At 65.2% G+C, this 16189-nt stretch carries 18 protein-coding genes; 10 read left to right on the forward strand and 8 right to left on the reverse strand.

The features are described from left to right. Positions 1-193 precede the first annotated feature (193 nt). The 3 genes from VRZ08_RS19905 (at position 194) to sseA (ending at position 2934) form a co-directional block, all read left to right on the forward strand. Positions 194-1369, forward strand: coding sequence for a vWA domain-containing protein (locus tag VRZ08_RS19905; protein WP_264052957.1), 1176 nt, complete (start codon positions 194-196; stop codon positions 1367-1369). A gap of 149 nt (positions 1370-1518) precedes the next feature. Beyond that, positions 1519-1935, forward strand: coding sequence for a rhodanese-like domain-containing protein (locus tag VRZ08_RS19910; protein ID WP_107345374.1), 417 nt, complete (start codon positions 1519-1521; stop codon positions 1933-1935). A gap of 138 nt (positions 1936-2073) precedes the next feature. After that, positions 2074-2934, forward strand: coding sequence for a 3-mercaptopyruvate sulfurtransferase (sseA, locus tag VRZ08_RS19915; protein ID WP_414533641.1), 861 nt, complete (start codon positions 2074-2076; stop codon positions 2932-2934). 12 nt (positions 2935-2946) lie between these two features. On the opposite strand, the gene VRZ08_RS19920 is transcribed toward sseA, so the two are convergent. Then, a complete protein-coding gene (locus tag VRZ08_RS19920) occupies positions 2947-3936 on the reverse strand; it encodes a hypothetical protein (RefSeq protein ID WP_414533642.1) in 990 nt (329 codons plus the stop codon). 423 nt (positions 3937-4359) lie between these two features. Between VRZ08_RS19920 and VRZ08_RS19925 the strand changes: the two genes are divergently transcribed. After that, the gene (locus tag VRZ08_RS19925) at positions 4360-5625 is read left to right on the forward strand and encodes a L,D-transpeptidase family protein (RefSeq protein WP_414533643.1); all 1266 of its coding nucleotides are present in this window, start codon (positions 4360-4362) and stop codon (positions 5623-5625) included. Positions 5626-5704: 79 nt separating this feature from the next. On the opposite strand, the gene VRZ08_RS19930 is transcribed toward VRZ08_RS19925, so the two are convergent. Beyond that, positions 5705-5905: a hypothetical protein gene (locus tag VRZ08_RS19930; RefSeq protein ID WP_011159149.1), complete on the reverse strand. Its 201-nt coding sequence runs from the start codon at positions 5903-5905 to the stop codon at positions 5705-5707. A gap of 239 nt (positions 5906-6144) precedes the next feature. Here VRZ08_RS19930 and ettA point away from each other — a divergent pair, with 239 nt between their 5' ends. Continuing rightward, complete coding sequence (gene ettA / locus VRZ08_RS19935; protein WP_414533644.1) at positions 6145-7794, forward strand: energy-dependent translational throttle protein EttA; 1650 nt, start codon at positions 6145-6147, stop codon at positions 7792-7794. A 216-nt stretch (positions 7795-8010) separates the two neighbouring features. Here ettA and VRZ08_RS19940 read toward each other — a convergent pair whose 3' ends face one another. Further along, positions 8011-8271, reverse strand: coding sequence for a BrnA antitoxin family protein (locus VRZ08_RS19940; protein WP_414533645.1), 261 nt, complete (start codon positions 8269-8271; stop codon positions 8011-8013). Then, a complete protein-coding gene (locus VRZ08_RS19945; protein WP_263989170.1) occupies positions 8255-8557 on the reverse strand; it encodes a BrnT family toxin in 303 nt (100 codons plus the stop codon). The genes VRZ08_RS19940 and VRZ08_RS19945 overlap by 17 nt, the downstream gene beginning before the upstream one ends. A 99-nt stretch (positions 8558-8656) precedes the next feature. On the opposite strand from VRZ08_RS19945, the gene tam reads away from it, so the two are divergent. The 3 genes from tam to VRZ08_RS19960 all read left to right on the forward strand — a co-directional run bounded on the left by tam (position 8657) and on the right by VRZ08_RS19960 (position 11430). Then, positions 8657-9427: a trans-aconitate 2-methyltransferase gene (gene tam, locus VRZ08_RS19950; RefSeq protein ID WP_264074170.1), complete on the forward strand. Its 771-nt coding sequence runs from the start codon at positions 8657-8659 to the stop codon at positions 9425-9427. A 174-nt stretch (positions 9428-9601) separates the two neighbouring features. Beyond that, a complete protein-coding gene (locus VRZ08_RS19955) occupies positions 9602-10192 on the forward strand; it encodes a TIGR00645 family protein (RefSeq protein ID WP_414533646.1) in 591 nt (196 codons plus the stop codon). After that, the gene (locus VRZ08_RS19960; RefSeq protein ID WP_414533647.1) at positions 10192-11430 is read left to right on the forward strand and encodes a lytic murein transglycosylase; all 1239 of its coding nucleotides are present in this window, start codon (positions 10192-10194) and stop codon (positions 11428-11430) included. Before VRZ08_RS19955 ends, VRZ08_RS19960 begins: the two co-directional genes overlap by 1 nt. Positions 11431-11506: 76 nt before the next feature. Here the strand turns inward: VRZ08_RS19960 and VRZ08_RS19965 are convergent, their stop codons facing one another. Both VRZ08_RS19965 and VRZ08_RS19970 read right to left on the reverse strand, forming a co-directional pair. Next, positions 11507-11791 (reverse strand): hypothetical protein, encoded by a 285-nt coding sequence (locus VRZ08_RS19965; protein ID WP_011159141.1) that lies wholly within the window; start codon positions 11789-11791, stop codon positions 11507-11509. A gap of 221 nt (positions 11792-12012) precedes the next feature. Further along, a complete protein-coding gene (locus tag VRZ08_RS19970) occupies positions 12013-12372 on the reverse strand; it encodes a hypothetical protein (protein WP_107345365.1) in 360 nt (119 codons plus the stop codon). A 401-nt stretch (positions 12373-12773) separates the two neighbouring features. On the opposite strand from VRZ08_RS19970, the gene VRZ08_RS19975 reads away from it, so the two are divergent. Both VRZ08_RS19975 and bfr read left to right on the forward strand, forming a co-directional pair. Continuing rightward, on the forward strand, positions 12774-12974 hold the full coding sequence (locus tag VRZ08_RS19975; protein WP_012497028.1) for a bacterioferritin-associated ferredoxin: 201 nt from the start codon (positions 12774-12776) through the stop codon (positions 12972-12974). 122 nt (positions 12975-13096) lie between these two features. Continuing rightward, entirely contained in the window at positions 13097-13579 is a 483-nt protein-coding gene (bfr, locus tag VRZ08_RS19980; RefSeq protein ID WP_012497027.1) for a bacterioferritin, read from the forward strand. A 53-nt stretch (positions 13580-13632) separates the two neighbouring features. Here bfr and VRZ08_RS19985 read toward each other — a convergent pair whose 3' ends face one another. Continuing rightward, on the reverse strand, positions 13633-14175 hold the full coding sequence (locus tag VRZ08_RS19985; protein ID WP_414533648.1) for a hypothetical protein: 543 nt from the start codon (positions 14173-14175) through the stop codon (positions 13633-13635). Between the two features lie 136 nt (positions 14176-14311). Beyond that, the gene (locus tag VRZ08_RS19990; RefSeq protein ID WP_408019043.1) at positions 14312-16012 is read right to left on the reverse strand and encodes a methyl-accepting chemotaxis protein; all 1701 of its coding nucleotides are present in this window, start codon (positions 16010-16012) and stop codon (positions 14312-14314) included. Positions 16013-16189: the final 177 nt, after the last annotated feature.

Raw genomic sequence — 16189 nt, forward strand, 5'->3', positions numbered from 1 at the left:
CGGAACAAAGGAGGGCGAGGGGACATCACGGGGCCATTCGTAAGGCGCCTGTGCTTGCACCCCGGATACTTTACTGAGTCATAATTCCGTTGCTCGGATTTGAGCCTATCGGGCGCATCGGGGCGAGTTTTCAACAGTCGCAACGGAGGTATTCTGTCTTGACGGGGCTGCAGGGTCGGGCAATCTGTCGTTCATGTTCCTGCAATTCTTCACGTCGCTGCGCGACGCCCAGGTTCCGGTCACGCTTCGCGAATATCTGACGCTGATGGAGGCGCTCGACGCCGACCTCGCCGATCAGAGCGTGGAGAATTTTTACTACCTGTCGCGCGCCGCGCTGGTGAAGGACGAGCGCAATCTCGACAAGTTCGACCGGGTGTTCGGGGCCACCTTCAAGGGCCTGGAAAACCTGCTCGACGCGATGGACAAGGCGGAGATCCCGGCCGAATGGCTGAAGAAGCTCGCCGAGAAATATCTCAGCGAGGAGGAGAAGAAGCAGATCGAGGCGATGGGCTGGGACAAGCTCATGGAAACGCTGAAGAAGCGCCTCGAGGAGCAGAAGAAGCGCCACCAGGGCGGCAACAAGTGGATCGGCACCGCAGGCACCTCGCCGTTCGGCGCGCAGGGCTACAATCCCGAAGGCGTGCGAATCGGCCAGGAGAAGAGCCGGCATCAGCGCGCCGTGAAGGTGTGGGACAAGCGCGAGTTCAAGGATCTCGACGGCAACGTCGAACTCGGCATCCGCAACATCAAGGTGGCGCTGCGCCGCCTGCGCAAATTCGCCCGCACCGGCGCGCCGGACGAACTCGATCTCGACACCACGATCCGCGAGACCGCCAATCACGGCTATCTCGACGTGCACATGCGCCCCGAGCGCCGCAATGCGGTGAAGGTGCTGGTGTTCTTCGATATCGGCGGCTCGATGGACAGCCACGTCGCTCAGGTCGAGGAGTTGTTCTCGGCGGCGAAGAGCGAATTCAAGCACATGGAATATTTTTACTTCCACAACTGCCTGTACGAAGGCGTGTGGAAGCAGAACAAGCGCCGCTTCACCGACCGCACCCCGACCTGGGATGTGCTGCACAAATTCCCGCACGACTACAAAGTGGTGTTCGTCGGCGACGCCTCGATGTCGCCTTACGAGATCATGGTGCCGGGCGGCTCGGTCGAGCACGTCAACGAAGAGGCCGGTCACGTCTGGCTGGAGCGGGTGCTGCGCACCTATCCGCACGCGGTGTGGCTGAACCCGGTGGCGCAGCGGCACTGGGACTATTCGGAATCCACCACCATCATTCGCCGCCTGTTCTCCGAGCGGATGTATCCGATCACGATCGAAGGCCTCGAAGGCGCGATGCGCGAGCTGGTGCGCTAGGACTAGATTGCGCCGCCATTCCGGGGCACGAGCGACAGCTCGCGACCCGGAATCTCCCGGATCTACACAGTCAGATTCCGGGTTCGCGCTGCGCGCGCCCCGAATGACCGACGAACTCAATCGATAAGAAACGAAAACAAGGAACAACCATGCCCCAGACCATCACCCGCGGTATCAAGACGATGCTCGACGAGGCCAATTCGTCGATCGAGACGCTGACGACGGCGGACGCGATCGCGCTGCACAAGTCCGGCGCCAGCGACGTGGTGATCGTCGACATCCGCGATCCGCGGGAGATCGAGCGCGACGGCAAGATCCCGGGCTCGTTCTCCTGCACCCGCGGCATGCTGGAATTCTGGATCGATCCGCAGAGCCCGTACGCCAAGCCGATCTTCCAGGAAGACAAGAAGTTCGTGTTCTATTGCGCCGGCGGCTTGCGCTCGGCGCTCGCCGCCAAGACCGCGCAGGACATGGGCCTGAAGCCGGTGGCGCATATCGAGGGCGGTTTCGGCGCCTGGCGCGATGCCGGCGGCCCGATCGAAGCCTGGGCGCCCAAGAAGAAGTGAGCGCGGCGCATTGGGAGTCGATCTCCGCTGTCGGATCGTCACACGCGGGCTTGACCCGCGTGTCCATCTCCTTCGTAAGATGATGGATCGCCGGGTCGAGCCCGGCGATGACACTCCGACCAAAGGCGACGACATCCCATGACAGCTCACACTGATCCCCTGGTCTCCACCGAATGGCTCGCCGCGCGGCTCGGCGATCCCAAGGTGAAGATCATCGACGCGAGCTTCAAGATGCCGGGCGTGCTGCCGCTTCCGGCGGACGACTATCTCGCCGCGCACATTCCGGGCGCGGTGTTCTTCGACGTCGATGCGGTGTCGGATCACAGCAGTTCGCTGCCGCATATGTATCCGAGCGCCGACCAGTTCGCGCGCGATGTCGAAGCGCTCGGCATCTCGTCCGGCGACACCGTGGTTGCTTACGATGCAGGCGGCTGGGTGGCGGCGCCGCGGGCGTGGTGGATGTTCCTGTCGTTCGGCCATGCCGACATCCGGATCCTCGACGGCGGGCTGAAGAAATGGGTGGCCGAGGGGCGGCCGACCGAGGCGGGCAAGCCGACGATTACGCCCGGCCGGTTCAGCGCCAAGCTCGATCCGTCGTTCATCCGCAGTCGCGATCAGCTCGTTGCCAATCTCGATAGCGGGGCCGAGCAGGTGATCGACGCCCGGGCTGCGCCGCGGTTCGAGGGCAGCGTTGCCGAGCCGCGTCCCGGCCTACGCGCCGGTCACATCCCGGGCAGCCGCAATTTGCCCTACAATGAGCTGTTCGACGCTGCGACCGGCACGATGAAGCCGCTGGCCGATCTGCGGCAGGCGTTCGAGCGGGCAGGGCTCGATCTCCGCCGGCCGGTGGTCACGAGCTGCGGCTCCGGTGTTTCGGCGGCGGTGCTGACGCTGGCGCTGTATCGGCTCGGCGTGCGCGGCTCGGCGCTGTACGACGGCTCGTGGTCGGAATGGGGCCTTCAGGACGGTCCGCCGGTCGCGACCGGTCCAGCGGCGTAACCGCAGCTTCTCTTACAGACCGGTACCCGATCCCGACTGCGGCTGCTCGGCGCGCGGCGTACGCCGCCGCGCCACTTGGCGGCGCTTCTTCAGCGGGCGCCGGACCACCGGCTTCGGGCGCGCCACCGGCAGCGGCGTCGCGTCCGGCGGCGGCAGGGTTTCGCCGATTGATCCGGTGACGTCGGGCGTCGGGGTGTCTGCGGCCGGGGCCGCAGGCGTGGCCGCGCTGGGTGCGACGGTGGTGTTGGCGGCGGTCTTGGTCCTGTCGCGCGGGTCGCGGCGCGGCGTCGGGATCGGCCCTGACAGCGGCGCAACTTCCGGCAGCGTCTCAGTAACGGGTTCGGTCGCCGCCGGAGCAGCCGGTGCCGCGGGCGCCGACGTCTCGGTTGCGGCGGTTTGCGCTGGCGTTGCGGGAGCGGCGGGCTTCTCAGCGCCGGCCTGCGGCTTGTCGTCCGGCTTGGCTGCGTCGGACGAAGTCGCTGCAGCGATGGTGGCGGGCGGCGCGGCCGGAGCCACAGCGTCAGGCGTGGCGGCCGGCTGCTGCTGGGTCGAACTGGCTTGCGGCGCCGGCTCAGGGGCGGCCGGTGTCGGTTCAGCTTGCGGCGGCTGTGATGCCGGCGCGGCGGCGGGGGTGTCGGCCGTTGAGGGCTGCAGCGCGGCGGTCTGCGCCGGCTCGGTGGCTTTATCTGCTGGTTTCGCGTTTTCGTTGTCGAGAGCCGCGACGTCTGCCGCCACCGGATCGGTTGCGCTCGGGCTTGGGCTGGCGGTCGCGGCCGGCGGTTCAGCGGAGGGGGCTGGCGGATCGACCCGGAGCATGCTCAGGCTCGGCGTCGGAGCCTCGGGAGCGCGCGCCAGTAGCGTGATCGCCGGCGGACGCACCGTGTGGACGGTCACGAATTGCTCGTGCGCAGCCCGCAGCAGGGCGGCGGCACCGAGACCGAACACCAACAACGAGACCGCAAGCGTCATCGCTGCGAACAGAAACCGGAAACCGGGAAGCATTTCGGATGTATTCCGTCGCCGCACATCGGATCGCGACGACACTTATGACCCACACCAACGCGGCGACCACTACGACATCGGTTCGCGGCGCACTCAAAACCAGCCGCGAATCAAGCCATCTGAGAATAGCGCAAAACGAGTCGCATCACGCGCCGCGAAACGACCCAGCGACTCGATTGCAGCTCGATGCGGCCAAAGGTTGCTGGCGGACGATCACAGTCGCGCAGCGCGTGCGCCGCGATTGTTCGAACGTCGGCCCGCTGGCAGCCTCAATAGGCGCTCTCGCGCTGCGAACCCGTTGCGAGCGGCAAATATCGCCAAAATTCGCGTGATTGTGCCGGCCTCGTCTTGAATGCGCCGTGATCCTCCGGCATCTCGGCCTCCGTTAACGGTCCGGTTGCCGCTCCGACTTACAAACGGGTTATGATGAACAAGCGCTTACTGACGTTGCTGGCGTCCGCTGCCGTGGTCGCCGCGGGAACCTCCGCCGCGCTCGCGCAGAGCTATCCCTCGACCCCCGGCGCTTATATCGGGCAAGCCGGCGAGGACCGTCCAGGCCTGCCGAATTTCGACAGTATCGACGACGAGGACGCGCCGACCGCGCGCCAGTCCGCAACGCTGCCGCCGCCCGGTCCGGTGACCTCGCCGGGCGATCCGCGCTACGGCGGTTCGGCCGCGCCGGTCTATTCCAATGCCGCCCCGCAAGGCCCGGTGCTGTCGCCGGACGATCCGCGCTACGGCCGCCCGATGGGCGCCCCGACCTATTCCAACGCGGCACCAGGCGCTGCCCCGCAGGGGCCGGTGATGTCGCCCGACGACCCGCGTTACGGCCGTCCGACCGGCGCTACGAGCTATTCGAATGCGGCACCGGGCGCCGCGCCGCAGGGACCGGTGATGTCCCCGGATGATCCCCGCTACGGCCGTCCAATGGGCCCGCCTTCGGTGATCTATTCCGATCGCGGTGACGGTGGCGTGCGTCCGCCGGCTGGTGTCGGCGGCGGAGCGCCGTCGGCTCAGCCCGGCGCCGATGGCCGGCCGATGCAGGTCTCGGCGTTGCCGCCGGAAGAACAGCCGGATGCCGATCAGACCGTGCAACTGCCGCCGAATCTGCGCCGGCAGGAGGTCGACTTCGCCACCAAGGAGCCGGCCGGCACCATCGTGGTCGATACCGCCAATACCCATCTCTATTACGTGCTCGGCAACGGGCGCGCGATCCGCTACGGCGTCCGCGTGGGCCGCGACGGCTTCACTTGGAACGGCGTGCAGAAGATCACCCGCAAGGCGGAGTGGCCAGATTGGCATCCGCCGGCCGAGATGATCGAGCGCCAGCCCTATCTGCCGCGCTTCATGGCCGGCGGTCCGGGCAACCCGATGGGCGCCCGCGCGATGTATCTCGGCTCGACCGTGTACCGCATCCACGGCACCAATCAGCCGTCGACGATCGGCAAGTTCGTGTCCTCGGGCTGCATCGGCATGCTGAACGACGACGTCAGCGATCTGTTCGAGCGCGCCAAGGTCGGCACCCGCGTGGTGGTGCTGCCGGGCTCGCCGCCGAAGAACACCGCCACCGCTCAGGCGCAGCCCGCCATGGCGCCGGGTGCGCAATCCCCGGCGTTGCCGCCGGCGCCGCTGCCGGGTGCGCAGCCGACCTCGGTAGCCCCGCTGCCGGCCCCGGTCACGATCCGCTAAGCGCGGCCCATCTCAGATTCGAAACGCCCGCCGGTGGTTCACCGGCGGGCGTTTTGCTTTTGCGATGATGGTTCGAGACTTAGTGCCGCGTCGGCTTGTGGCCGTGCTTGGCGTGCCAAGCCGGGCCGGGGCCGCGCATGTAGTACATCTCCGGCCGGTAGGGATTGAACGCCTGGACGAAGAACTGCCGCCAGAACAGCCGGATCTCGCTCAGCAGGCTGGTGTCCGGGCCGGCCTGCTCATCGTGATGCACTTCGGTGGTCGTGGTGAGGCTCGCCATGCTGATCGCCCCAAGGTCGGCGCCGCGCCGACTCGGCGGCGCATCCGTCGCTGCTGTGAGGAAACGAGTGTTGGACGAGGTCGTTAAAATTGTCTTCGAATCGTTCGTGCCTCGGAAACGCACGAGAACAGGCTTAATCGCCTCTTAACGTCGCGCGTCCTCGGGTTGCCCTTTGCGGGCCGCACCGTTACATCAGCGGCAACCGATTTTCCCCGCACGCACCGCGTTCAAGGACCACGATGGCTCGCCAGTTCGTCTATTTCATGCAGGGTCTGACCAAGGCCTATCCGACCCGCAAGGTGCTGGATAACGTTCATCTGTCGTTCTACCCGGACGCCAAGATCGGCGTGCTCGGCGTCAACGGCGCCGGTAAATCGACCCTGCTGAAGATCATGGCGGGGATCGACAAGGAATATACCGGTGAAGCCTGGGTCGCCGAAGGCGCCCGCGTCGGCTACCTCGAACAGGAGCCGAAGCTCGATCCGGCGCTCTCGGTTCGTGAAAACGTCATGCTCGGCGTCGCCAAGCAGAAGGCGATCCTCGATCGCTACAACGAGCTGGCGATGAACTACTCCGAGGAGACCGCCGACGAGATGACGGCGCTGCAGGACCAGATCGAGTCCGCAGGGCTGTGGGATCTCGACAGCAAGGTCGACCAGGCGATGGACGCGCTGCGCTGCCCGCCGGACGACGCCGACGTCACCAAGCTGTCAGGCGGTGAGCGTCGCCGCGTTGCGCTTTGCAAGCTGCTGCTCGATCAGCCCGACCTGCTGCTGCTCGACGAACCGACCAACCATCTCGACGCCGAGAGCGTGTCGTGGCTGGAAAGCCATCTGCGCAACTATCCGGGCGCCATCCTGATCGTTACCCACGATCGCTACTTCCTCGACAACGTCACGAGCTGGATCCTCGAGCTCGATCGCGGCCGCGGCATTCCCTACGAGGGCAACTACTCGTCCTGGCTGGTGCAGAAGCAGAAGCGGCTGCTGCAGGAAGGCCGCGAGGATGCGGCCCATCAGAAGACCCTCGAGCGCGAGCAGGAGTGGATCGCGTCGTCGCCGAAAGCCCGCCAGGCCAAATCCAAGGCGCGCTATCAGCGCTACGAGGAACTGCTCGCCAAGGCTTCGGAGAAGCAGACCCAGACCGCGCAGATCATCATTCCTGTGGCGGAGCGGCTCGGCAACAACGTGGTCGATTTCGAGCACCTCACCAAGGGCTTCGGCGATCGGCTGCTGATCGACGATCTCACCTTCAAGCTGCCGCCGGGCGGCATCGTCGGCGTGATCGGCCCGAACGGCGCCGGCAAGACCACGCTGTTCCGGATGATCACCGGGCAGGAGAAGCCGGATTCCGGCACCATCACGGTCGGCGAGACGGTGCGGCTCGGCTATGTCGATCAGTCGCGCGACGCGCTCGATCCGAAGAAGACCGTCTGGGAGGAAATCTCGGACGGCAACGAGCTGATCCTGCTCGGCAAGAAGGAAGTCAATTCGCGCGGCTACTGCTCGGCGTTCAATTTCAAGGGCGGCGACCAGCAGAAGAAGGTCGGCTCGCTGTCGGGCGGTGAGCGCAACCGCGTCCACCTCGCCAAGATGCTGAAGTCGGGCGCCAACGTGCTGCTGCTCGACGAACCGACCAACGACCTCGACGTCGACACGCTGCGTGCGCTCGAAGAGGCGCTGGAGGATTTCGCCGGCTGCGCCGTGATCATCAGCCACGACCGCTGGTTCCTCGATCGTATCGCGACGCACATCCTGGCGTTCGAAGACGACAGCCACGTCGAGTGGTTCGAAGGCAACTTCCAGGACTACGAAAAGGACAAGATGCGCCGGCTGGGTCAGGATGCCATCATCCCGCACCGCGCCAAGTACAAGAAGCTGACGCGCTGAGGCGCGTCAGCTAAGCCAGTCTGAGGACGTTTGCGTTGGTCGATTGACAGGCCGCGATCAGCCTGTCGTGGAAGGTGACGAGAGTTGCTCCGAAGCGGCTCGCCGTCGCCAGATGGACCGCATCGGGAGCAGAGTCGAGCCTCTTCTCGGTTTGGCCGCCTTGGGTCTTGGCATGTCCCGCCAGAAGTTACAGCTGCTCTTCGAGCGAGAATCTGGCTATCCGACCTTTTCACTCAGCCACATCTTGATCAGCGACTGATACGGTACGTCGCGCTTGTTCGCGGCGATCTTGATCTCCTCGAGCATGGCGACGGGGAGCCGCAGCGAGATCGAAACCGTAGACGGCTTAAGATTTGGGAAGCGCACAGGCACCGCCTTCGACAAGTCGAAATAGTCCGCGGTGTCATGGGCTTCCCAGAACTCGCGTTCCTCTGCCTCGGTGGCGAATTTCGGAACTTGCTTAAGTCTCTTGGCCATATCGCGCGCGCTCCTTTGCGCTCATTGGTCGGGCAGATATCACACGCAACAGAGTGCCATCCTGGCGCAGCGTGAAGCTGATCTGGATGAGCCGTCCCGCATCGGTCTGCCCGTAAGCATGATACCTTGGCTCTGACGTGCTGTGCGTCCAGTCGGCGAAGAGCAGCAGCGGCGTGTTGGCGAAGACTTGCTCGGCCTCGCCGCGGCTTACGGCGTGCTTGTGCGTGCTCTTGGTCGAGTTGCCGTCGTCCCAATCAAAGCCGACGACGCGGCTCAGGTCGATCATCTGTATATGTCACAAATATACGATCGCTGGAGGATATTGCAAAATCCAGCAGGATCAATAGCTTTTCCCTCGCAGACTCGGGGGCGCAAGGGACGCTGGATGGCTGACTGGAATGCCGAGCAATATCTGAAATTCGAAGACGAGCGGACCCGTCCGGCGCGGGATCTGCTGGCGCAGGTGCCGACCACGGCGCCGCGCAAGGTTGCCGACATCGGCTGCGGGCCGGGCAATTCCACCGCGCTGCTGGTCGAGCGCTGGCCCGAGGCGTCGGTGATCGGTGTCGATACCTCTGCCGACATGCTGCGCCAGGCCCGCGAGCGGCTGCCGCAGCACAAGTTCATCGAGGCCAATGTCGCGCATTGGGCGCCGCCGGCTGGCACCGACGTGCTGTTCGCCAATGCGGTGTTCCAATGGGTGCCGGACCATCTCAAGCAGCTCAAGCGCCTGCTGTCAGGGCTCGACAGCGGCGGCGTGCTTGCGGTGCAGATGCCGGACAATCTCGACGAGCCCTCGCACATCATGATGCGTGAGGTGGCGCTGCAGGAGCCGTGGCGTCATCAGCTTTCCAAGGCCGCCGAACTGCGCGACACGCTGCCGAAGCCGAGCGTGTACTACGATGCGCTGAAGCCGTTGTGCAGCCGGCTGGAGATCTGGCACACGGTCTACAATCACGCGCTCGACGGCCCCGAAGCGATCGTCGAGTGGGTCAAGGGCACCGGGCTGCGGCCGTTCATCGATCCGCTCGAGCTGCCGGAACGTAAGACCTATTTGGCGGCCTATACGGCGCGGATCGCCGCGGCCTATCCGGCCCAGGCCGACGGCCAGGTGCTACTGCGATTTCCGCGGATCTTCATCGTCGCGGTGAAGTAACTGCCGAGAAGCAGCGTCATGGCGCCTCCACGCAGGCGCGTGGTGTTATGCTGCCGCTCCGTTCCGTTCGCTGCCACGAACTGCGGTTAATCGCCGCTCCTCTGCGTCTCGACAGAATCGGAGGGAGTTCCCAAGTGACTGTTCGCCCAATACAGCTGTTCGGAGCTTTCCTACATGTCGATGACACCCGAGACGCCGCTTCCGCCGAAAGGATTGGGGCTGCGGCCGATCCCCATGCTGATCTTCGGTTCGCGCTGGCTGCAATTGCCGCTGTATGTCGGCCTGATCGTCGCGCAGGGCATCTACGTCGTGCTGTTCCTGAAGGAGCTGTGGCATCTGTTCCAGCACTCCTTCGACTTCAGCGAGCAGCAGATCATGCTGGCGGTGCTGGGGCTGATCGATGTGGTGATGATCTCGAACCTGCTGGTGATGGTGATCGTCGGCGGTTACGAGACGTTCGTGTCGCCGCTCAACCTGCGCGGGCACCCCGACGAGCCGGAGTGGCTCAGCCACGTCAATGCCAGCGTGCTGAAGATCAAGCTGGCGATGGCGATCATCGGCATCTCGTCGATCCATCTGCTGCGCACCTTCATCGAAGCCGGCAACCTCGGCGCGGTCGGCAAGGTGAGCGGCTACACCGAGACTGGTGTGATGTGGCAGACCATCATCCACACCGTGTTCATCCTGTCGGCGATCGGCATCGCCTGGGTCGACCGGATCTCGAATCTGGCGACCGAAGAAGAGAAGGCCAAGGGGCATCATTGATGCGCCGCCTGGCCGCGCTGGCAGGTGCCGTCGTCGCAGCCGCATGGCTGACGCTCGGTGCTGGGCCGGCGCGGGCGGCAGACGCCGGCTTCGATCGCTTCCTCGCCGAGCTGTGGCCGGAGGCGCGCGAAGCTGGTGTGTCGCGCGCGACGTTCGACGCCGTCACTGCCGGGCTCGAGCCGGACTACAAGCTGCCCGACCTGATCCTGCCCGGCCGGCCGAAGACCGGCGCGCCGCGGCAGGCCGAATTTGTCCAGGTCCCGGCGGACTATCTGAAGGAAGCGCGGATCGAGAGCCTGGCCGCGCATGGCCGCACGTTGCTGCAGCGTTATCGGCCGACGCTGGATGCAATCGAGCGCAAGTTCGGCGTGCCCGCCACGGTGGTGCTGGCGATCTGGGGCCGCGAGACCGACTACGGCCGCTACAAGTTGCCCTACGACGCGGTGCGGGTGATGGCGACGCAGGCCTATGTCGGCCGCCGCAAGGACCAGTATCGAACCGAATTCATCCTGGCGATGAAGATCATCGGAGAGGGCGCGGTGACGCGGCAGGGGATGCGATCGTCCTGGGCCGGCGCCACCGGCCTGACGCAGTTCCTGCCGTCCGAATACTACAAGCACGGCGTCGACTTCGACGGCGACGGCCGCGTCGATATCTGGCACTCGGTGCCGGACGCGCTGGCGTCGGCCGCACAGCAGCTCGTCAACAAGGGCTGGCAGAGCGGACTGCGCTGGGCCTACGAGGTGAAACCGCCGGCGCGTGTCGACTGCACCGAAGGCGTGCCGGAAGTCACCAAGCCGATCGGACAATGGCTGCGTGAAGGCTTCACGCTCGCCCGGTCGGATCGGTTGAGCGCGGCCGAGCGCGAGCAGCCGGCGTCATTGCTGCAGCCCGAAGGCATTTACGGTCCGGCGTTCCTGACCACTAAGAACTACTTCGTCATCAAGGAATACAATTTCTCGGATCTGTATGTGCTGTTCGTCGGCCATCTCGCCGACCGGATGACTGATCCGCGCCCGTTCGCCACCCCATGGTCGGCCACCAAGCAGCTTCGCACCACCGACGTCGAGGCGATGCAGCGCGGATTGGAGCGGCTCGGGATCTATCGCGACAAGATCGATGGCAAGGCCGGGATGCTGACCCGTGCGGCGCTCGGCGCCTACCAGAAGCGCGCCGGACTGCAGGTCGATTGTTGGCCGAGCGAGACGGTGCTGCGATCGATCCAGGCGGCGCGCTGAGGCCAAACAAAAACCCGGCCGATTGCTCGGCCGGGTTCAGCATTCAGACGGGCGCGGGCTGTGCGCCGCGACAGGATCAATCGCAAACGCGGACGCGGCGCGAACGCCACACGCCAGCGTAGTCGTCCCAGAAGCGCTCGCGGACCCAGTGGCAGTCCGGCTCTTCGACATAAACCGGGGCAGGGGCGGCATAGGCGGGGCGGCTGGCGGCGATCGCGCCACCCAGCAGGGCGCCGCCGATCAGGCCACCCGCAACGCCGGCGGCGATCCGGCCGCCATCGGCCTTCGCGGCCGGGGCGACGCCGACCAGCGAACCGGCGATGGTCGCGGCCGCAAGCAGGACGGTGACAGTCTTCTTCATTTGAGAGGCTCTCCTGAGATCGCGCCGCGCCCGGCGCTGTTGAACGAACCGGTAGTCCCCGACGGCACAGCATCAAAAAAGCGCAATGTCGTCAATTGTCGCGTATCGGCTGGCGGATCAGTGTCGCGCAAAAACGGTGTTTTTCGGGCGATACCGTCGACGCCCGGAATCCGGGCGTTCAGGCTGTTGGTTGGTCGGACGCGGCGGTGAAAGGTTCACCGTCAGTCGCAGACTCGGATCCGGCGGATTCGCCAGCCGTAGCCGTCCCAAAACCGCTGCCGCTGCCAGTAGCAGCCGCCGTAATAGCCGGGCGACGCGACATAGGCCGGGGCCGGCGCGTAGCCGTAATAGCGCGGGCCATAGCTGTAGTAGCGCGGGCCGTAGCCATAGCCGCCGCCGTAATAGTAGCCGCCGGGGCCGTAATACGGCGAGGACAGCGCGCCGCCGATGAGCGCACCGCCGATCAGACCGGCGGCGATTCCGGCGCCGAAGCCGTCATGCGCCTGGGCCGGCGCGGTGGACCCGACGGCCGTCACGGCCATCGCAGCGGCCGCGGCCAACGCCATCATCGACTTTCTCATGGCATCACCTCTCGAACGAGCACCGGACCCGATGGGCCGCGGGCGCGACCCCGCCATGGTCCAGCACCCGTAACCTTTCACCATTCGATTGAACGATCCATGAATGCCGCCGCCGCAGTGCTGCCATGGTCGGTTCCGCGCGGGCGGATCGTGCCGTTGGATGCGCGGCGATGGAGCGTGGCTTCCCGGACGTCTGTGCGCCGTCGTGCAGGTTTCAGGTCAGCGCGGGATGTCCCGTTTTCCCCGTTGTAAGGGGCGTGCAAGTTGGGGACGCGCGATCTCGATTGAGCAAAATCAAACGGCCAGTTGCAGATTGGAATAGCTTGAAGTTGCACGTTTTCCTTTTGCGTCTGCGAGTGCATCTCACTATCCAAAAGCTTGTTACTGCTGGATCGAGACCGATGATCGTTTGTTCTTGCAACGTCCTGAGCGACCACGATGTGCGGGCCACTATGCACAGCGAAGGTGGTCCCGCGCGGAACCCCGGCGAGGTTCACCGCTGCCTCGGCTGCAGCCGAAAGTGCGGCCGCTGCATGCACACCATCAAGAACATCATGAACGAAGCGCTGTGCGGCGCGGCAGAGCGTCGCGCCGGCTCCTAAGTGTTTTGATGGGCTGTTGATCGGGTGAGCCGGGATTGCATCTCACCCGCGTTATGATCTAGAATTATTCTAATTCTAAAGCGGCCAGCCCTGGCCGCCGATTGCAGGAGTGACGAATCCACATGAAGGGCGATGCCAAGGTCATCGAATATCTCAACCGCGGTCTGCGCAGCGAGCTGACGGCCATCAATCAGTACTGGCTGCACTATCGCCTGCTGGACAATTGGGGTCTGAAGGATCTCGCCAAGACCTGGCGCAAGGAATCCATCGAAGAGATGGTCCATGCCGACAAGCTCACCGATCGCATCATCTTCCTCGACGGCTTTCCGAACATGCAGGTGCTCGATCCGCTGCGGATCGGCCAGAACGTCAAGGAAGTGCTGAACGCTGACCTGCAGGCCGAGATCGACGCGCGCGCGCTGTATCAGGAAGCCGCAACCTACTGCCACAGCGTCAAGGACTACGTGTCGCGCGACCTGTTCGAGCAGCTGATGAAGGACGAGGAACATCACATCGATTTCCTCGAGACCCAGCTCGATCTGGTGAACCGAATCGGCGTCGAGCTGTATCAGCAGCACCACATCGGCGAACTCGATCACGACTGATCGGTTCGTGCCGCACACTCCGTCGGCCGGTTCGGCCGACGGAGTGCGGGTCCTCACGTCGTCCGGCGCGGCTGTTGCGCCGGCGACAGCGGGCAGTCCCGATAGGCTGCCTCGATCGCCGGCTCCGAGCCGTCGACCTTGAACAGAGCCGTGCTGGTGCCGGCGTTCAATGATCTGATCCGCACGACAAGTTGGGTCGACTCGCGCAGGTCGGCGATGAACTGCTGCAGCGCTGCGGGCTCTTCGATGACGATCACCTGCTGCCCCAGCAGCGCCCGCGACTCCACAGCGTCGCGCCCTGCCTTGTCGTCGAAGCGATAGCCCAGGCTGGTGTTACGGTCGCTGCCGATCTTGAAGCCGAAACCGACCTTCACGATCGGCCGCTTCTCGAAGCAGGTGAGCTGGAGCGTCGCCAGCGAGACCAGCAGCGGATCGGTGCTGTTCGACGCCCGGTTGGTCACGGTGATGGCGCCGGCCACTGGAGCGCCGGTGATCAGGTCCGGCCGCTGATCGATTCGCCAACTGCCGGATTTCAGCGAGCCGTCGCTGACGCATCCGGCCAGCACGACGGCGATAACGCAACTCGCAACACGCACTGCAACCTCCCCCGGCCGCAGCTCTAATCTGCAACTCCAGCGTGCGTAACGCAAGCTTTACGCGAGCGGTCGAAATGCAAAGGCCCGGCTTCGGAGGAAGCCGGGCCTTCAGGCGAGGTGAAAAGGTGAGGGCGAATTACGCTGCGCGCACCGAGCTGAGGAAACGCGCCACTTCGGTCTTGAGCTGCGCGCTGTCGGTCGACAGCGACCGCGCCGCTGCCAGCACCTGCGACGACGACTGGCCGGTCTCGGCCGCGCCGCGCTCGACGTCGGCGATGTTGGCGCTGACCTGCATGGTACCTTGCGCCGCCTGCTGGACGTTGCGCGAGATCTCCTGGGTCGCCGAGCCCTGCTGCTCGACCGCCGACGCGATGGCGGACGAGATCTCCGACATCTGGCCGATGGTGGTGCCGATCTCCTTGATCGCCGACACCGACTCTTCGGTCGCGGCCTGCATGCCGGAAATCTGCTGGCTGATTTCGTCGGTCGCCTTCGCGGTCTGCTCGGCGAGCGCCTTCACTTCCGCCGCGACCACCGCGAAGCCGCGGCCGGCTTCACCGGCGCGAGCCGCTTCGATGGTGGCGTTGAGCGCGAGCAGGTTGGTCTGGCCCGCGATGGTGTTGATCAGGTCTACCACGTCGCCGATCCGCTGCGCCGCAGTGGCGAGCTGATTGATGCGGTCGTTGGTCTTGTTGGCCTGCTGCACGGCCGAGCTGGCGATCCGCGAGGAGTCCTGCACCTGGCGGCTGATCTCGTGGATCGAGGATGCCATTTCCTCGGTGGCCGAGGCGACCGACTGCACGTTGCTGGTGGCGATCTCCGAGGCGCCGGCGACGGCCGCGGTCAGCTTCTCGGCTTCCTCGGCGGTGTGCGCCATCTTGCTGGCGGAGGCCTCCAGTTCGGTCGATGCACTCGACACAGCTTCGACGATGCGGCCGACCGCGCCCTCGAAGGCGTCGGCGAGCTTCTGCATTTCCTGCTTGCGCTGCTGCGCCGCCACTTCGTCCTGATGCGCCTTCTGCTCGGCTTCCTCGCGGGCGCGATGATCGGCGTTTTCGCGGATCACCACCACGGTCTTGGCGATGTCGCCGATCTCGTCGCCGCGCGCGGCGCCGGGAATCTCGACGTCGAGCTGGCCGCCGGCCATCTTGTCCAATGCTCCGTTCAGCCGCATCAGCGGCCGCGAGATGCCGAAGAAGGTGAACACCATCGAGATCACCAGCGAGATCATCACCACCATGCCGAGCGCGAAGTTGATCCGGTTGGCGCTGAACAACTCGTCTGCGGCCTGGGTCTTGGTCGCCTTGGCGGCCTTCTCGGCACGCTCCACCGCTTCGCCCATCAGACCGAGTGCTTGCGTCGCGACCGAGTGCGCCTGGCTGACGAGCTGATCGCGCTTGGCCTTGTCGGCATCGCTGGCGCCTGATTGGCCGGCTTTGGCCAGCTTGCCGACCTCGGTCATCGCACCATCGTACTGCGTCGTCAGGGCGCCGATCGAACGCAGGCGTTCCTTGTCGGCGCCGTCTGCAATCTGTGCCACCGCGGTGCTGATCCCACGATCAATCGTTTCCCGAGCGTCGTGCAGCGCGGTGAGGGCGCTGTCGACCTGCGCCGGGGTCGAGGCGAGGCGGATCTCGGCAGCGGCGAGCTGCATCCGGCGCAGCGCGACGTTGGCTTCGAGACCGTGATCGGCGACCATCTGCTGCGCATCGGCGCGGGCGTTGACGGCGTTGATCGACCGCTCAGTAGTCAACTGATTGGCCGCCATGCCGAGCGACAGCGCGATACTGGTCAAGCTCGCGAGGCCGAGCTTCATTCCGATACTGTTCAGTCTCATGTCGAGAACCTTCGCTTTTGGGCGGTTCGCCTTCTTTTGGGCCGCGCTGAAATCGTCAGGTGCGCCTCGGGCGCATCGCCGGCAGCACTACGCCTCACCTCGTGAAACCACGGTTAACATTGGGGTTCTGGAATTACCCCGCGCGGCAAATAGTTACCTGTAATCAGGCAGATACGA

Source organism: Rhodopseudomonas sp. G2_2311 (assembly GCF_047501505.1).
GTDB classification, from domain to species: Bacteria; Pseudomonadota; Alphaproteobacteria; order Rhizobiales; family Xanthobacteraceae; genus Rhodopseudomonas; species Rhodopseudomonas palustris_H.

What these genes read in the sequence shown, in the direction of transcription:
- VRZ08_RS19930 (WP_011159149.1), bottom strand. Translation starts at nt 5,905, where the DNA reads ATGGCGAGCCTCACCACGACCACCGAAGTGCATCACGATGAGCAGGCC.
- bfr (WP_012497027.1), top strand. Translation starts at nt 13,097, where the DNA reads ATGAAGGGCGATGCCAAGGTCATCGAATATCTCAACCGCGGTCTGCGC.
- sseA (WP_414533641.1), top strand. Translation starts at nt 2,074, where the DNA reads ATGACAGCTCACACTGATCCCCTGGTCTCCACCGAATGGCTCGCCGCG.
- VRZ08_RS19990 (WP_408019043.1), bottom strand. Translation starts at nt 16,012, where the DNA reads ATGAGACTGAACAGTATCGGAATGAAGCTCGGCCTCGCGAGCTTGACC.
- VRZ08_RS19975 (WP_012497028.1), top strand. Translation starts at nt 12,774, where the DNA reads ATGATCGTTTGTTCTTGCAACGTCCTGAGCGACCACGATGTGCGGGCC.
- VRZ08_RS19960 (WP_414533647.1), top strand. Translation starts at nt 10,192, where the DNA reads ATGCGCCGCCTGGCCGCGCTGGCAGGTGCCGTCGTCGCAGCCGCATGG.
- VRZ08_RS19940 (WP_414533645.1), bottom strand. Translation starts at nt 8,271, where the DNA reads ATGGCCAAGAGACTTAAGCAAGTTCCGAAATTCGCCACCGAGGCAGAG.
- VRZ08_RS19920 (WP_414533642.1), bottom strand. Translation starts at nt 3,936, where the DNA reads ATGCTTCCCGGTTTCCGGTTTCTGTTCGCAGCGATGACGCTTGCGGTC.
- ettA (WP_414533644.1), top strand. Translation starts at nt 6,145, where the DNA reads ATGGCTCGCCAGTTCGTCTATTTCATGCAGGGTCTGACCAAGGCCTAT.
- VRZ08_RS19970 (WP_107345365.1), bottom strand. Translation starts at nt 12,372, where the DNA reads ATGAGAAAGTCGATGATGGCGTTGGCCGCGGCCGCTGCGATGGCCGTG.
- VRZ08_RS19965 (WP_011159141.1), bottom strand. Translation starts at nt 11,791, where the DNA reads ATGAAGAAGACTGTCACCGTCCTGCTTGCGGCCGCGACCATCGCCGGT.
- VRZ08_RS19955 (WP_414533646.1), top strand. Translation starts at nt 9,602, where the DNA reads ATGTCGATGACACCCGAGACGCCGCTTCCGCCGAAAGGATTGGGGCTG.
- VRZ08_RS19925 (WP_414533643.1), top strand. Translation starts at nt 4,360, where the DNA reads ATGATGAACAAGCGCTTACTGACGTTGCTGGCGTCCGCTGCCGTGGTC.
- VRZ08_RS19905 (WP_264052957.1), top strand. Translation starts at nt 194, where the DNA reads ATGTTCCTGCAATTCTTCACGTCGCTGCGCGACGCCCAGGTTCCGGTC.
- VRZ08_RS19945 (WP_263989170.1), bottom strand. Translation starts at nt 8,557, where the DNA reads ATGATCGACCTGAGCCGCGTCGTCGGCTTTGATTGGGACGACGGCAAC.
- tam (WP_264074170.1), top strand. Translation starts at nt 8,657, where the DNA reads ATGGCTGACTGGAATGCCGAGCAATATCTGAAATTCGAAGACGAGCGG.
- VRZ08_RS19910 (WP_107345374.1), top strand. Translation starts at nt 1,519, where the DNA reads ATGCCCCAGACCATCACCCGCGGTATCAAGACGATGCTCGACGAGGCC.